Consider the following 14,363-nt stretch of genomic DNA (forward strand, 5'->3'; position numbering starts at 1 on the left):
CGGCAACCAAGTGAGCAAACCAAGGCGAGGGGGACACCCTTCGCCTTTTTGCATATGTAAGGACAACGGATGACGAGTTTGAGTCGCCCTGGGCAGCCAGCCGCTGCACGCGGTTTCGGTCATGTTGGCCTGGCGCTGCTGGGACTCGCGCTGCTGCTGGTGATGCTGCTGTGGCAAGGCGTGTTGCGCCATCCCTGGCCGACAGCCGAGGCCTGGCTGGCACCGTTGTCGTCGGCGCCATCGCTCGATGGCCTGCTGCTATGGTGGACCCAACTGCCACGCGCCTTCGCCGGTGTACTGGTGGGCGCTTGCCTGGGCGTCTCCGGGGCGATCATGCAACTGATCACGCGCAACCCGCTGGTGTCGCCGGATCTGCTCGGTATCACCGCCGGGGCGCAACTGGGCGTCATTCTCGGCATGCTCCTGCCCAGCGCCCTCGGTCTGCCGCTGGTCTTCGTCGGCGGCCTGCTGGCGGCTCTGTTCACCTTCCTCATGGCCGGCGGCTGGAACACTTCACCGCTGCGCCTGACCCTGGCCGGGGTGGCGGTGGCGCAGACCTTCGCCGCGCTGATCGCGCTGTTTCTCAGCCTCAACGACCAGGCCGCGATGGTGGTAGCGCTGTGGAACACCGGTTCGCTGCAGCAATTGGGCTGGGGCGCGATGCACCCGGCCCTGTACCTGTTGCCGATGATGGCCTTGGCGCTGCTGTTGCTGATGCGACCGCTGAACCTCGCGGTGCTGGGCGATGGGCAGATGCGCTCGCTGGGGCTGTCGCCGGCCTGGCTGAAAGGGCTGAGCATCGTCTTGGGCAGTCTGCTGGCCGCGTTGGCCATTCATCTGGCCGGGCCGCTGGGTTTCATCGGGCTTATCACGCCGAACCTGTTGCGCTTTGCCTTTGCCGTGGTGCGACCTTCCCGGTTGATTCCCTTGTGCGCGATCTGGGGAGCGCTGCTGACGATGCTCGCCGATGCGCTGGTGGCGGCCGTCGAGCCCTGGTTCCAACTGCCGCTGGGGGTGCTGTCGGCCATTCTCGGTTCGCTGGCGATCCTCTTGCTGCTGCGCTACGGGCGCAGCGCGCCGGTGGCGGCGGTTACGGCGAGCATGCCGGGCGAGAACCGGGCCAGGCGCATGCCGCTGTGGTCGTTCGTCGTGCTTACCGTGCTGATCTGCCTGGTGTTGCTGATAGCGGGTACGGCGCAGGGCGAGTCGGGCGTCTGGGCGTTCTGGCAGCGGGTCTGGGCCGGCGAACCCATGGCCATGACGCTACTCGATCTGCGCTTGCCGCGTCTGCTGGTGGACATGGCCGCCGGAGCACTGCTGGCAACCGCCGGCATGCTGCTGCAGGCGGTAACGCGCAACCCGCTTGCCGGCCCGGAAATCCTCGGGGTGAGCCAGATGGCGGCGCTGGTGGTGCTGCTGGCACTGATCTTCATGCCCGAACTGGCGGTGGCCTGGCGTTTCCCGCTGGCGTGGCTGGGCGCCGGTCTGGCGCTGGTGATCGTCATCGGCCTCAACCTGCGCCACGGCCTGGAGCCACTGCGCGTGACGCTTACGGGGTTTGCCATCAGCGGCGTGGTGCTGGCCCTGGTCAGCCTGTTGATGGCGCAGTTCACCAGCAATATCGCCCAGGCGTTGATCTGGATGGTGGGCAGCAGTTACGGGCGCACCTGGGATGATCTGCAGGCGATGCTGCCCTGGCTGGTGATCGGCCTGGCGCTGTGTGCGGCGACCACGCGCTGGATGGATCTGCTGCAGCTGGGCGATGGTGTGGCCGGCAGCCTCGGCTTGTCGGTGCCGAGCCGGCGGGTGTTGCTGATCGTGCTGGCCAGTGCGTTGATCGCGGCGGCTGTGGCGGTGGTCGGGCCGGTGGCATTCATCGGTTTGCTGGTGCCGCATGGCGTGCGTTTGCTGGGCTTTCATCGGGCTCGCCAGCGCCTGCTGGCGGCACCGCTGCTGGGCGCGACCCTGCTGGCCTCGGCTGACCTGCTCGGGCGTGTGTTGCTCGCGCCGCTGGACATCCCGCTGGGGATCGCCACGGCTGCCATCGGTGCGCCGCTGTTCCTGCTGCTGCTCAGCCGCGTCTATTTCAGTGACAAAAGGAGCTAGCGCGGTGGCGATGTTGCGTCTTCTCTGCGGGGCGTTGCTGGTGTGTCTGGCGCACGGCGCCTGGGCGACCGATGCGCAACTGGTGGCCCGGCAGTCGACTGGCGTTGGAGAAGCGCCGCTGCGCGTCGTCAGTCTCGATGAGCTGAGCACCGAACTGCTGGTGTCGCTGGGGATCGAGCCGGTCGGGGTGGCGAACCTGGCCAGCTATCGCCGCTACATCGGTATCGGTAACGATCTGCTCGAGCGCAGTGTGTCGCTGGGCAGCGCGCAGCAGCCCAATCTGGAGACCATCGCCCGGTTGGAGGCGGATCTGATCGTCGGCGTGGCTTACCTGCACCTGCCGTTGTTCGAGCGTCTCGATGGCCTGGCGCCGACCCTGATCTATCAGGTGTCGCTGGCGTCGGCAGGCTATGACGGAGTGGCCATCGGTGAGGCCATGCTGGAGCACCTCGGGCGCCTGACCGGCCGGCAGGCGCAGGCCGCTGCCGTGATCCGCGAAGGGCAGCAGGCGCTGGCTGCCGCGCGTAAGGCCGTCCGTGAGCGAGCTCTGCAGGGCGAGCCGGTGGCGGTGCTCTACCCGCTGGTGCAGCAGGGCAGTTTCATCGCCCTCAACCAGCAGACGCTGATCGGCAGCCTGATGAATCGTCTGCAGGTGCGCTCGCCCTGGACCTTGCGTTCCGCGCACAGTCTGCACCGTCGCATCGATATGCGCACCTTCGCCAGCGAGCCGGGGCTGCGCGTGCTGTTCATCGGTGGGCAGGAGCAGGCGCCGTTCTTTGCAAGCCCTCTGTGGCAAGCCCTGCCGGTCGCCCAGCAGCAGCGTTACGCCTTTCTCCCCACGCCGTACTGGACCTTTGGTGGCCCGCGTTCGACGGCCGCCATCGCCACCCAGGTGCGCGAGGCGATCGAGGCAATGAAGCGTTGAATTTTGCTCTTAGCCATTCGTCTGTTGGATTAATCCTTGTTGATAATCAAATATGGGTGTTCTGCTATTTATCCCTCGGTCAGGACGGTCGCGCCGGCGCTGGGAAAGATGATTGGCTCCAAGCAGGAGTTGGGTTATTACCGGGAAAAGGAGTTCGACTTTCCTCACAAGCGTGCGGCGTTGATGGCGATTGGACGCGAGCGCTTTTTCGACAACGGGGTGCTGTATTGAACGCATCGGGAATGGTTCGGGGTGATTGAGGCGCTGGCGCCGCTTTTTATCGGCGATTTCTCCTCTTATCGCGACACCCTGATGCTGCACGATGATCCACGGCCCTCGGTGCCGCTGGGCCAATTGCTCAGTGCCGAGGGGCTTCCGATGTTGCTGGCGCGTTTCGGCGAGGTGTACACAGGCGGTGATCGCCGCGCGCTGTTGTCGCAGTGGTCGAAGCATTATTTCGTGCGCCTGATCCCGCCAGTGGTGGCCGCCGCGCTGGTGCTGAACCGGCGTCTGCCACTGCACCTCGACGACGTCGAGGTGGTGCTCGATGCGCAGCATCTGCCGCAGGCCTTCAAGCTGCGCGATGCAGGAGAGGCGTTTGCCCCGGGCGATCCGTTCGAACGCTTCGCCCATCTTCAGCATGATCACCTGCAGCCCTTGATCCAGGCATTCACCGCGCAGGTGAAGATTGCGCCCAAGGTGCTCTGGAGCAATGCCGGCAATTATTTCGAGTGGATTCTGACGGCGCTGGGCAAAGTACTTCCGCCGCCATTGCTGGCCGATGGCTTCAGCCTTCTGCAGGCGGCTCTGCAGCCTGATGGACGGCGTAACCCGCTGTATCAGCCGGTACGTTATGTCGAACTGCAGGGCGCTGAACTGCCCTGGCGACAACGGCGAGTGTGCTGCATCCGCTACCTGCTGCCCGAACTGGAATTGTGCGAGAACTGCCCGTTGCTCGACGAGCCACCTGCGCAGGCGGCCGGTTCGGTGCCTTGAGGCGTACCGCTCAGTACAGGTAGCTGATCGGCGAGCCGTCCACCGGGTTGGCCATCACTCCCATCAGCACGCCGTAGATGCGCTCCAGAGTTTCACCGTGCATCAGCTCGGCTGGGCTGCCCTGGGCCAGCAGGCGACCGCTGTGCAGGGCCAGCAGATGATCGCAATAGCGCGCGGCCATGTTGATGTCGTGCAGCACCACCAGCACCCCCAGGCCCAGCTCGCGGCTGAGTTCGTGGACGCGCGAGAGGACCTCCACCTGATGGGCGATGTCCAGTGCCGAGGTGGGCTCGTCGAGCAATAGGTAGCGGGTGTTCTGCGCCAGCAGCATGGCCAGCCAGACGCGCTGGCGCTCGCCTCCCGACAGATGATCTACCAGGCGATCGGCAAACATGCTGGTATCGGTAAGGTCCATGGCGCGCTCGATGTGCGCGCTGTCTTCACTGCCCAGGCGCCCCAGTGCGCCGTGCCAGGGATAGCGGCCAAAGCCCACCAGCTCGCGTACGGTCAAGCCTTCGGTCTGCGGCAACTGCTGAGGGAGGTAGGCCACCTGGCGGGCGAAGTCGCGTTGGCCCCAGGCCGGCAGCGGCTTGCCGTCGAGCAGGATCTGGCCGCCGCTGGGCGACTGCTGGCGGGCGAGCAATTTGATCAGGGTGGACTTGCCTGAACCGTTATGGCCGATCAGACCGACCATGCGTCCGGCGTCGATGTGCAGGTTCAGGGGATGCAGCAGGGTGCGTTCAGGAATGCTGAAACTGACGCTTTGCAATTCGAACATGAAGGCGGCCGCGGTGGGTTTGCGAAGGGCGTCAATCTAATTCAAACGCTAATCGTTATCAATTTTATGGCGTTCTGCCCCGCGCTCCCTTCCTGTGGGCGGCGGCGCGCATCCTCAGGTGGATAGGGGCTTGCCTGATGAGGCGAGCCCCTGATATTCAGCCCTGACGCTTTTCTTCCGCCAGGCAGGCGGCGGCGGTGAACAGGACGTCGGTGGACGAGTTCAGCGCGGTTTCCGCCGAGTCCTGAACGATGCCGATGATGAAGCCGATGGCGACGATCTGCATGGCCACATCATTGGGAATACCGAACAGGCTGCAGGCCAGCGGGATCAGCAGCAGCGAGCCGCCTGCCACGCCCGAGGCGCCGCAGGCACTGATCGAGGCCAGCACGCTCAGCAGTAGGGCGGTGGGCAGGTCGACGGCGATGCCCAGGGTGTGCACCGCAGCCATGGTCAGGACGGTGATGGTGATCGCCGCGCCGGCCATGTTGATGGTGGCACCCAGCGGGATGGACACCGAATAGGTTTCCTCGTGAAGGCCCAGGCGCTGGCACAGTTGCAGGTTGACCGGGATGTTGGCGGCCGAGCTGCGGGTGAAGAAGGCGGTGATGCCGCTCTCGCGCAGGCAGGTGAACACCAGCGGATAGGGGTTGCGGCGGATCTTCCAGTACACCAGCGCCGGGTTGATGATCAGTGCCACCAGCAGCATGCAGCCGACCAACACCACCAGCAGGTGCAAATAGCCGAGCAGGGCGTCGAAGCCGGATTCGGCCAGGGTGGCGGCGACCAGGCCGAAGATGCCCAGCGGCGCCAGGCGGATCACCAGTTTGACGATGGCCGTGACGCCATTGGACAGGTCGCCCAGCAATTGCTTGCTGCCGACGCTGGCATGGCGGAAGGCGAAGCCGAGGCCGATGGCCCATGCCAGGATACCGATGAAGTTGCCGTTGAGCAGGGCGTTGACCGGGTTGTCGACGACGTTCATCAACAGGGTCTTGAGCACTTCGCCGATACCGCCGGGGGGCGACAGTTCGGCCGCCTGGCTGCTCAGCACCAGCGCCGAGGGGAAGGCGAAGCTGGCCACCACGGCCACCAGCGCAGCGCTGAAGGTGCCGATCAGGTACATGGCGAGGATCGGACGGATGTGAGTCTGCTGGCCATGCTGGTGGTTGGCGATTGACGACATCACCAGAATGAACACCAGTACCGGGGCGACGGCCTTGAGCGCAGAAACGAACACGCTACCGATGAAGCCGACGGACAAAGCTGCCTGCGGGGCGATGACGGCAAGGGCAATGCCTGCAAGCAGGCCGATGATGATCTGCGTCACCAGGCTGGTACGGTTAAGGAACTGCAGGGCAGGGTGCATGGCTTGGGACATCGCTTGGTTCTCTGGTTGCTGGGCGCGTCGCAGGTGGCTTCGTGCCTGGATCGAGAGGCTTTTCAAGACAGCCTCAGGAGGGCTGGCCGAAAAAATAGCGCGCGACTTTAGCACAGCCGCGCTGTGCTTCGTGCTGGCAATAGGCATCTGGACGATAGCGTGCAAGCGGGTGTCGCATCTCGGCAAGCTTTGCCCGCCGTTAAGCGTCAAGGTTCGAATCCGGCTCTAGCGAGGTCTTTGTTGCGGGACTCGATATGCTTCGAGCAATAGGCGCTAACCTATACCGGCCAGCCATCAGAGAAAGGTTGAGGCGCAGTGATCTGGCGATCGAACTGTTCGGTGCGCAGTTCATCGAAGGTTACATCGCCTGCAAGGCCATGGAGCTGAGCAGCTTTACGACGAGATAACGCCCTGGGCGCGTCATGTTCTGACGGGCCAGGCCTGAGGCCATCAATTCGTTACCGCGTACAAGGAGCTTTACCCGCCAATGCGACTGATCTGGAAGTCATTCCGTTCGCTGTATTTCGCCACTTTGCTGATGCTGCTTGGTTCCGGTCTGCTCAGTACCTATCTGGCGCTGCGTCTGGCCGATACGGTCGATGGTCTGTGGGTCGGCGCACTGATGGCCGCCAACTATTTCGGCTTGGTGCTGGGCGGCAAGCTGGGGCACCGTCTGATCGGGCGGGTGGGGCATATCCGGGCCTACGTCGCCTGTGCCGGGGTGGTGACCGCGGCGGTGCTGGGTCATGGTCTGGTGGAGTCGCTGCCGTTCTGGTTATTGCTGCGCGTGCTGGTGGGCCTGGGCATGATGTGCCAGTACATGGTGATCGAGAGCTGGCTCAACGAGCAGGCCGAAGCCAGGCAGCGCGGTCTGGTGTTCAGCGGCTACATGGCAGCCTCCTACCTGGGGCTGATTCTCGGGCAACTGGCGCTGGTGGTTCACCCCGCGCTGGGGCTGGAACTGCTGATGCTGGTTGCGCTGTGTTTCGCCCTGTGCCTGGTGCCGGTGGCCCTGACGCGGCGACTGCATCCGGCGCCCCTGCATCCGGCGCCGCTGGAGCTGCGTTTCTTTCTGCGGCGAGTGCCGCTGTCGCTAACCACTATTTCCGTGGCCGGCCTGCTGATCGGTTCGTTCTACGGCCTGGCACCCTTATATGCCACGCGCATGGGTCTTTCCACCGAGGAGGTGGGCCTGTTCATGGGAAGCTGCATTCTGGCCGGCTTGCTGGTGCAGTGGCCTTTGGGCTGGCTGTCGGATCGCCATGACCGTGTGCGCTTGATCCGCGGCTGTGCAGTGCTGCTGTTGCTCGCCGCCTTGCCGCTGGCGGCGTTGCCGGAGGTCTTTCTCGGTCTGCTGATCTGCATAGGTTTTCTGGTCAGTCTGATGCAGTTCAGCCTTTATCCGCTGGCGGTGGCGCTGGCCAACGACCATGTGGAGCCGGAGCGCCGCGTTTCGCTTACCGCCATGCTGCTGGTCACCTTCGGCGTCGGCGCCTGTATCGGCCCGTTGCTGACGGGTGTGCTGATGCGCTTCTATGGCGCCAATATGCTGTACGCGTTCATCTGCTTCTGCGCGTTGATCTTGGTTTGGCGCATTCGCCCTGAAAAGGTCACGCATCTGCATCAGGTCGACGATGCGCCGCTGCAACATATGGCCATGCCAGGCAATGTCGCCAGCTCGCCGCTGGTGGCCGCACTCGACCCGCGAGTGGATGAACAGACCGTGCAGGAGCAGATGCAGGAACCGGCTGCCGCGGCAGCGGCGACAGAAGAGGAGCAGGAAAAGGCGCAGGCAGCCTCGTAACGGCTGCCAGGATTTCAGAAGGGGCCGTCGCTCTCGGTGCGGCGTGCCTCGCGCTGCAACTGATAGACGAAACGCTCGACCTGACGTTGCTCCAGGCCATTGATGCGATGGAAGCGGCAACCGACGAAGGTCATGTCGACCTTGTCTTCGTACTGGACGTGACGTATTTCCACGGCGCAGTTCAAATCGCCGAAGGGCAGGTGGGCGGTGAGGCGCTCCTGTACCTGGCCTGCGCTCAGCTGTTGGGCAAGATTGCCGGCAAAACGCAGCTTGCAGCCGTTAGCCGAGATATCCAGCAGGTGACCGGGTAGCGCCTCACGCAGCTTGTCGCCATTGAGATCCACCTTGACCAGATCGCTCTGCTTGAGCTGCGCGCGAAAGGCGCTGCGCCGCTGGTGATAGATCACCTCGTCGGGCAATGGCGCCCAGTAGCAGGGCGCGCCCTCGAGCTCGCCGAGCTGGACATCGTGATCGCAGGTCCAGGCGACACGCACGCCGTCGCGATACGCTTCGACGCTGAACGGCTCGCCCTGCTTGAGAAAACGCTCGCCGTCGGTGGGGATGATTTCGTCCAGTGCGATGCGTGCGCGGTCCTTGTCGATTTCGACCAGATAGCTCTGGAAGCGTTGCCCACGATCCTTGAACTGCACGAGCAGCGGGTCATGGTTCTGTTGCAATTGGCGCAGGGTGGCAATGATCTCTACGGATGTCTTGAGCACCTTGGGCGGCTGAGGACCGCTCTCGTCGTTGAACGCGCTGGACACAGGTCGGAACTCTCCGAATCATGGACTACAACGGCACCAGCATACTGGCGTAGTGCCTGCATGTCCCTGTGCTTTTTTATGAGTATGGAATCAGGCCTGGCTGAGCGGCCTTTGCTGCGCGATTCTAGCGGCACTGCCGCGGCTGTCATAGAGCCCTGGCGTTTCACCGCCGCGCAGAATGCCGAGCACGCTGCCAACCGAGGCCTGGCTGGCGCGGATCAGACGGCCATTGCGCAGATTGGCTTCCTGGCAGCGCTGCAGCACAGTGGAAAGCTCCTCGCTGCGAGCGAGTAACTGGTCGCCCACCGAGGATTTACCCGCTAGCGCAGTAAGACCCTCGCGATCAGCGCTCAGGCCGGCGCTTTGCAGCAGTCGGCTGCGGTCGTTGCCGTGCTGCTGGAGCTGGGCAAGCAACGGTTGTTTTTCGCTGAGCAGGCTATCGAGGCGCGGCAGGTCGCGGTCGGTGAGGGCCTGAAATTCGTTATCGATCAGCTCAAGCAATTGCTCGGCAGTGCCGATATCGGAAGTAAACAGGTCAAGCAGGGCTGTGTCGTGCATGGCGGGCTCTTGGGGGTCGGGCGTCCAACACCCCCAGCGCAGCCCTGAGACTAGCGCTGGGATTCGAAGTCGAGCAGTTTCTGGGCGACGCGCTTGCTGTCGACCTGATAGCTGCCGTCGGCGATGGCCTGTTTCAACTGGGCCACACGCTCCTTGTTGACGATGGGCTGATCACGCAGCTTCTCGCCGATTGTTTGCAACTGCTGTGCCTCTCGGCTCAGTTGCACGGATTCGCCGCTCTTGGCGGTGGTTTGTTCATCGGTACCGGTGACAGGCGCCTTGTTCGGCTGTGCCGACTCATTGCGATTGCCAGCCTGAGTCGCGCCGGTACGTCCCGCATTGGCGGGCGTATTGGCATTGTTCAGCCGGTTGAAGTCGATGACCATGATGCAGAACCTCGGACGATATGGTGGACGCTTGCCATGCTTTTCGGCCGTTGCCGGGAAAACTTTAGGACTAATTTCAGCGCGTCGTTGAAACAGTGTAGGGAATCGCCAGACCTTTGCGCTACAAGAAACGTGCCTACATCGACACTTCCACCTGCCCCGGGCCGATCACCCGCGCCCGAACCACTCGCTGCGAGCGCAGGTTGCGGACATTGATCTGCTCGCCTGGGGCCCCATTCGTCAGGGCTTCACCGGGCATACGGACATTGACCGTGGTGCCGCGTGCGCTGATCACGACCTGATCGCCGCGTCGTATGACCTCAGCCACTTGTAGATGGCTCGGCGCCAGAACCTGATCGCTACCCAGTTGCCGTGTCAATTTCTTGCCGATTGCCTGCATCGGGTCCGTCAGAAAATTTTGACCGAGCTGCCCCACGTCGCGTTCCACCATGTTCAAATCCGTCGCCTTCACTACGCTCATGCGTTTGAGCGGGCGAGTCAGCACGACGACCGGACGGTACAGCCGTATCTCGGCGGGCACGAACACCGTCCAAGGAGAGCTGCCGTCACAACGCACCCGCGTTGTGACCCGACCCAGCGGTTGTGCCGGGCTTTCCAGGGTAGTGGTCAATGGCTGGTCACACAAAGGCAAACGCAACCGTGGATCGAGACGATTGACGCGGATCTCATGGCGGCCCTGAATTTCGCTACGCTGTAGATATTCAGTGGTCAGTTGCTCAAGAAAGGATTCAGTAGCGCCGATAAGTTGTTCAGCACTGATGGAGGTGGCCGCCGCCGTACCGCTGTAGCCGAGTGCCGGCAATGCGAGTAGAACGGGTAAAGTGGCAAGGCACTTTGCCAGTAGCTGACGGAATGATGACGTTTTCTGCTTCATACGTATTGCAAAGCAAGCCCCGTGCCGCCTGCTAGGCTCAACGGGTAGGCGTTACCAAACAAAGAGGAGTCCGGGCATGGCCGGGTTGATGGATTCGGTTAACCAGCGAACTCAGCTGGTGGGGCAGAACCGCTTGGAGTTGCTGCTGTTTCGCCTGGAAGGCCCACAGCTTTACGGTATCAACGTATTCAAGGTGAAGGAGGTGCTGCAGTGCCCCAATCTCACCATCATGCCCAAATCCAGCCCGGTGGTCCGAGGCGTGGCCAACATTCGTGGGGGCACCATCCCGATTCTCGATCTTTCCATCGCGACGGGGCGTGCGGCATTGGGGGATCTGAAGACCAGCTTCGTGATCATCACCGAGTACAACACCAAGGTTCAGGGGTTTCTGGTGCGTTCGGTGGAGCGGATCGTCAACATGAACTGGGAGGAGATTCATCCGCCACCCAAGGGGACGGGGCGCGATCATTACCTGACCGCCGTTACGCGGCTCGATCAGCAACTGGTCGAGATTATCGACGTCGAGAAGATTCTTGCCGAGGTCGCGCCGACTTCCGAGGTGATCTCCGCTGGCGTCATCGATGATCAGGTGCAGAGTCAGGCGGTGACCAAGCATGTGTTGATCGTCGATGACTCCTCGGTGGCGCGCAAACAGGTTTCGCGCTGCCTGCAGACCGTCGGCGTGGAAGTCACGGCATTGAATGACGGTCGCGAGGCGCTCAATTATCTCAAGAAGATGGCGGAGGAAGGGCGCAATCCCGACAAGGAACTGCTGATGCTGATTTCCGACATCGAGATGCCCGAGATGGACGGCTACACACTGACTACCGAGATTCGTAGCGATCCGCGCATGCAGAAGCTGCATATCCTCCTGCATACTTCGCTTTCTGGTGTATTCAACCAGGCGATGGTGAAGAAGGTCGGTGCTGACGATTTCCTGGCCAAGTTCAAGCCGGATGATCTGGCCGCGCGCGTGGTCGATCGTATTCGGGTGTCGGATGGGGGCTGAAGGTACGACCTTCGGCGAATGTTATGGTAGGTGAGGCGGCACTAGTGTCTTCAGGTAATTTGGATTTCGAGCAGTTCCGGACTTTCCTGGAAAAGGCCTGCGGTATTCTGCTTGGCAGCAACAAGCAGTACCTGGTCTCCAGTCGTCTGAACAAGTTGATGGAACAGAACGGCATCAAGACCCTGGGCGAATTGGTGCAGCGCATGCAAAGCCAGCCTCGTGGCGGGCTGCGCGAGCAGGTGGTCGATGCCATGACCACCAACGAGACGTTGTGGTTTCGTGACACCTATCCCTTCGAGGTGCTCAAGAGCCGGGTGCTGCCCGAGCTGATCAAGGCGTACCCCGGCCAGCGCTTGCGCCTCTGGTCGGCAGCCTGCTCGTCCGGACAGGAGCCGTATTCGTTGTCGATGTCCATCGATGAGTTCGAGCGCACCAACCTCGGCCAGCTCAAGGCGGGGATGCAGATCGTTGCCACTGACCTGTCACCCTCGATGCTGGCCAACTGCAAGTCCGGCGAATACGACAGCCTGGCCATGGGTCGAGGTCTGTCGCAGGAGCGCCTGCAACGCTATTTCGATCCGAAGGGGCCGGGGCGTTGGCAGGTCAAGGCGCCGATCAAGAGCCGTGTCGAGTTCCGGCCGCTGAACCTGCTGGACAGCTACGCAGCGTTAGGCAAGTTCGACATCGTGTTCTGTCGCAACGTGCTGATCTACTTTTCCGCCGAAGTGAAGAAGGACATCCTCACGCGCATCCATGCCACTCTCAAGCCGGGTGGCTATCTGTTCCTGGGGGCTTCCGAGGCGCTCAATGGCCTGCCGGACAAATATCAGATGGTGCAGTGCAGCCCAGGGATCATCTACAAGGCCAAGTAGCCGCAAGGTGAACGCAGCAAACGAACGGGAGGCCATGGCCTCCCGTTTGCATTTCTGGGTTCTGAAACCCATGGGGCTCGATCAGTAGGGTGCGCCGCGCACACCAGCGGTTTGGATGCTACAGAGTCGGTGCGCATGGGCACCCTGCGAGCGGCAATCGTGATCTGTCTGGCTTTGCCGCTTGCTTGCCCACAGGCGGAAAGGGCTTGCCGCTTTGCCGCTTCTCGTCGCTTAACTAAGCGCTAACTACTTGAAAATACTGAATTAAATAAGTTGGCATAGCATTTGCTGAATAGCTCGCAACAGTAACCACATGGCCCCAGCGGCAAAGGTTCAGAGCATGAGCATCAATTTCGGCAGAGCCCTCGGCATCCATGAGCAGGCACTCGGCTTTCGCGCCCAGCGTGCCGAGGTGCTGGCGAACAACATCGCCAACGCCGATACACCGAATTACAAGGCGCGTGACCTGGACTTCGCCAGCGTGCTGGCCGAGCAGAATAGCCGCATGCAGCGTGGTGGCGTAGCCCTGAACCGTACTGACAGCCGTCATATCCCGGCCGAAGGCGTGAAAACTGGCGAGGCCGAGCTGCCTTACCGCACGCCGTTCCACGCCTCGCTGGACCAGAACACCGTTGACCTGCAGATCGAGCAGTCCAACTACGCCGAGAACGCCGTGCAGTTTCAGGCCAGCTTCACCTTCCTCAACAGCAAATTCAAAGGGCTGACCGCAGCCCTGCGCGGCGAATAAGGAGCGCGATCATGTCCCTTGCCAGTGTTTTCAATATCGCCGGAACCGGCATGAGCGCCCAGAGCACTCGCCTCAATACCATTTCCAGCAACATCGCCAACGCCGAGACCGTGTCCTCGAGTCTGGATCAGACCTACCGCGCGCGCCATCCGGTGTTCGCCACCGTGTTCCAGCAGGCGCAGGGCGGCGACCGTGGCTCGCTGTTCGCCGAGCAGGACGAAGCCGGCCGTGGCGTGCAGGTGCTGGGCGTGATCGAGGATCAGAGCAGCCTGATGCCGCGCTACGAGCCGGATCATCCGATGGCCAACGCCGACGGCTACGTCTACTACCCGAACGTCAACGTGGTCGAGGAAATGGCCGACATGATCTCTGCCAGCCGCGCCTTCCAGACCAACGTTGAAATGATGAATACCGCCAAACAGATGTTGCAGCGCGTGCTGACCCTGGGCCAGTAAGCCGAGACGAGGAAATCATATGAGTACCGTAAGTGGCGCTGGTTCGGTATTGGAGCAATACCAGCTCAAGCCGGAAGGTCCGAAGAGCAACGACCTTGGCAAGAACGAGTTCCTGAATCTGTTGGTGGCGCAGTTGAACAACCAGAACCCACTGGAGCCGCAGGGCAACGGTGAGTTCATCGCTCAGTTGGCGCAGTTCAGCCAGGTGGAAGGTATCGAGAAACTCAACACTAGCATGGGCTCGATGCTTTCCAGCTTCCAGTCTTCACAGGCGTTGCAGGCGTCCTCCCTGGTCGGGCGCAAGGTCATCGTGCCGGGCGAGAAGGCGGTGGTCGATACCAGCGAGAGCTTCAAGGCCAGCACCGTGCTGCCGGTCAGCAGCAGCAACGTGTACGTCAACGTCTATGACAACTCGGGTTCGCTGGTCACCCGGATCAACCTGGGCGAGCAGGCCGCTGGCAATGTCAGCTTCATCTGGGACGGCAAGGATTCGAGCGGCAACGTAGCGCCGCCCGGCACCTACAAGTTCGAGGCGCAGGCCACCTACGGCAGCGAAACCAAGGGTCTTTACACCATGCTGCCGGCCAACGTCGACAGCGTCACCTTGGGCGGCAACGAGCTGATGCTCAACCTTGCCGGCCTCGGCAACGTTCCTCTTTCCCAAGTGCAGGTCATCGGCCAGTAAT

At 62.3% G+C, this 14,363-nt stretch carries 15 protein-coding genes and 2 pseudogenes; 11 read left to right on the forward strand and 6 right to left on the reverse strand.

All coding sequences use genetic code 11. From position 1 onward, the window contains the following. Window positions 1-69 precede the first annotated feature (69 nt). The 4 genes and pseudogenes from fhuB (at window position 70) to fhuF (ending at window position 4,027) form a co-directional block, all read left to right on the forward strand. Entirely contained in the window at window positions 70-2,106 is a 2,037-nt protein-coding gene (fhuB, locus tag B3P22_RS10345) for a Fe(3+)-hydroxamate ABC transporter permease FhuB (protein WP_296270916.1), read from the forward strand. Between the two features lie 10 nt (window positions 2,107-2,116). Then, window positions 2,117-3,031, forward strand: a complete 915-nt coding sequence (locus tag B3P22_RS10350) for an iron-siderophore ABC transporter substrate-binding protein (protein WP_296270917.1) — start codon at window positions 2,117-2,119, stop codon at window positions 3,029-3,031. Window positions 3,032-3,136: 105 nt separating this feature from the next. Further along, window positions 3,137-3,262, forward strand: a pseudogene (locus B3P22_RS10355) (GNAT family N-acetyltransferase); the annotation flags it as partial. A gap of 21 nt (window positions 3,263-3,283) precedes the next feature. Then, window positions 3,284-4,027 carry a siderophore-iron reductase FhuF gene (fhuF, locus tag B3P22_RS10360; RefSeq protein WP_296270918.1) on the forward strand — a complete coding sequence of 248 codons (744 nt, stop codon included), beginning with the start codon at window positions 3,284-3,286 and terminating at the stop codon, window positions 4,025-4,027. A 10-nt stretch (window positions 4,028-4,037) separates the two neighbouring features. On the opposite strand, the gene B3P22_RS10365 is transcribed toward fhuF, so the two are convergent. Continuing rightward, window positions 4,038-4,805, reverse strand: a complete 768-nt coding sequence (locus tag B3P22_RS10365) for an ATP-binding cassette domain-containing protein (protein ID WP_296270919.1) — start codon at window positions 4,803-4,805, stop codon at window positions 4,038-4,040. A gap of 157 nt (window positions 4,806-4,962) precedes the next feature. Next, on the reverse strand, window positions 4,963-6,186 hold the full coding sequence (sstT, locus tag B3P22_RS10370) for a serine/threonine transporter SstT (RefSeq protein WP_296270920.1): 1,224 nt from the start codon (window positions 6,184-6,186) through the stop codon (window positions 4,963-4,965). A 290-nt stretch (window positions 6,187-6,476) separates the two neighbouring features. Between sstT and B3P22_RS10375 the strand changes: the two are divergent. Further along, window positions 6,477-6,631 (forward strand): annotated as a pseudogene (locus B3P22_RS10375) (glutamine synthetase); the annotation flags it as partial. 42 nt (window positions 6,632-6,673) lie between these two features. Continuing rightward, entirely contained in the window at window positions 6,674-7,990 is a 1,317-nt protein-coding gene (locus tag B3P22_RS10380; protein ID WP_296270921.1) for an MFS transporter, read from the forward strand. Between the two features lie 14 nt (window positions 7,991-8,004). On the opposite strand, the gene B3P22_RS10385 is transcribed toward B3P22_RS10380, so the two are convergent. From B3P22_RS10385 to flgA, 4 genes are all read right to left on the reverse strand, one after another. Beyond that, window positions 8,005-8,754, reverse strand: a complete 750-nt coding sequence (locus B3P22_RS10385; RefSeq protein WP_296270922.1) for a flagellar brake protein — start codon at window positions 8,752-8,754, stop codon at window positions 8,005-8,007. A 90-nt stretch (window positions 8,755-8,844) separates the two neighbouring features. Then, window positions 8,845-9,312: a flagella synthesis protein FlgN gene (locus B3P22_RS10390; protein ID WP_296270923.1), complete on the reverse strand. Its 468-nt coding sequence runs from the start codon at window positions 9,310-9,312 to the stop codon at window positions 8,845-8,847. A gap of 50 nt (window positions 9,313-9,362) precedes the next feature. After that, a complete protein-coding gene (gene flgM, locus B3P22_RS10395) occupies window positions 9,363-9,698 on the reverse strand; it encodes a flagellar biosynthesis anti-sigma factor FlgM (protein WP_296270924.1) in 336 nt (111 codons plus the stop codon). A gap of 136 nt (window positions 9,699-9,834) precedes the next feature. Then, the gene (flgA, locus tag B3P22_RS10400) at window positions 9,835-10,593 is read right to left on the reverse strand and encodes a flagellar basal body P-ring formation chaperone FlgA (RefSeq protein WP_296270925.1); all 759 of its coding nucleotides are present in this window, start codon (window positions 10,591-10,593) and stop codon (window positions 9,835-9,837) included. A gap of 76 nt (window positions 10,594-10,669) precedes the next feature. Between flgA and B3P22_RS10405 the strand changes: the two genes are divergently transcribed. The 5 genes from B3P22_RS10405 to flgD all read left to right on the forward strand — a co-directional run bounded on the left by B3P22_RS10405 (window position 10,670) and on the right by flgD (window position 14,362). Further along, window positions 10,670-11,602, forward strand: coding sequence for a chemotaxis protein CheV (locus B3P22_RS10405; RefSeq protein WP_296270926.1), 933 nt, complete (start codon window positions 10,670-10,672; stop codon window positions 11,600-11,602). A gap of 44 nt (window positions 11,603-11,646) precedes the next feature. Next, window positions 11,647-12,474, forward strand: coding sequence for a protein-glutamate O-methyltransferase CheR (gene cheR / locus B3P22_RS10410; protein ID WP_296270927.1), 828 nt, complete (start codon window positions 11,647-11,649; stop codon window positions 12,472-12,474). Between the two features lie 340 nt (window positions 12,475-12,814). Beyond that, window positions 12,815-13,222, forward strand: coding sequence for a flagellar basal body rod protein FlgB (flgB, locus tag B3P22_RS10415; RefSeq protein WP_296270928.1), 408 nt, complete (start codon window positions 12,815-12,817; stop codon window positions 13,220-13,222). 11 nt (window positions 13,223-13,233) lie between these two features. Then, entirely contained in the window at window positions 13,234-13,677 is a 444-nt protein-coding gene (gene flgC, locus B3P22_RS10420) for a flagellar basal body rod protein FlgC (protein WP_013714948.1), read from the forward strand. 19 nt (window positions 13,678-13,696) lie between these two features. Then, window positions 13,697-14,362 (forward strand): flagellar hook assembly protein FlgD, encoded by a 666-nt coding sequence (gene flgD, locus B3P22_RS10425; RefSeq protein ID WP_296270929.1) that lies wholly within the window; start codon window positions 13,697-13,699, stop codon window positions 14,360-14,362. Window position 14,363: the final 1 nt, after the last annotated feature.

The organism is Pseudomonas sp. UBA6323 (assembly GCF_002439135.1).
In the GTDB taxonomy this organism is placed as follows: domain Bacteria; phylum Pseudomonadota; class Gammaproteobacteria; order Pseudomonadales; family Pseudomonadaceae; genus Aquipseudomonas.

Bases quoted from the DNA above. Each gene is read 5' to 3' on its own strand.
- flgA (WP_296270925.1), bottom strand. From the start codon at position 10,593: ATGAAGCAGAAAACGTCATCATTCCGTCAGCTACTGGCAAAGTGCCTT.
- flgC (WP_013714948.1), top strand. From the start codon at position 13,234: ATGTCCCTTGCCAGTGTTTTCAATATCGCCGGAACCGGCATGAGCGCC.
- flgD (WP_296270929.1), top strand. From the start codon at position 13,697: ATGAGTACCGTAAGTGGCGCTGGTTCGGTATTGGAGCAATACCAGCTC.
- sstT (WP_296270920.1), bottom strand. From the start codon at position 6,186: ATGTCCCAAGCCATGCACCCTGCCCTGCAGTTCCTTAACCGTACCAGC.
- B3P22_RS10390 (WP_296270923.1), bottom strand. From the start codon at position 9,312: ATGCACGACACAGCCCTGCTTGACCTGTTTACTTCCGATATCGGCACT.
- B3P22_RS10405 (WP_296270926.1), top strand. From the start codon at position 10,670: ATGGCCGGGTTGATGGATTCGGTTAACCAGCGAACTCAGCTGGTGGGG.
- fhuB (WP_296270916.1), top strand. From the start codon at position 70: ATGACGAGTTTGAGTCGCCCTGGGCAGCCAGCCGCTGCACGCGGTTTC.
- B3P22_RS10365 (WP_296270919.1), bottom strand. From the start codon at position 4,805: ATGTTCGAATTGCAAAGCGTCAGTTTCAGCATTCCTGAACGCACCCTG.
- B3P22_RS10380 (WP_296270921.1), top strand. From the start codon at position 6,674: ATGCGACTGATCTGGAAGTCATTCCGTTCGCTGTATTTCGCCACTTTG.
- flgM (WP_296270924.1), bottom strand. From the start codon at position 9,698: ATGGTCATCGACTTCAACCGGCTGAACAATGCCAATACGCCCGCCAAT.
- B3P22_RS10350 (WP_296270917.1), top strand. From the start codon at position 2,117: ATGTTGCGTCTTCTCTGCGGGGCGTTGCTGGTGTGTCTGGCGCACGGC.
- flgB (WP_296270928.1), top strand. From the start codon at position 12,815: ATGAGCATCAATTTCGGCAGAGCCCTCGGCATCCATGAGCAGGCACTC.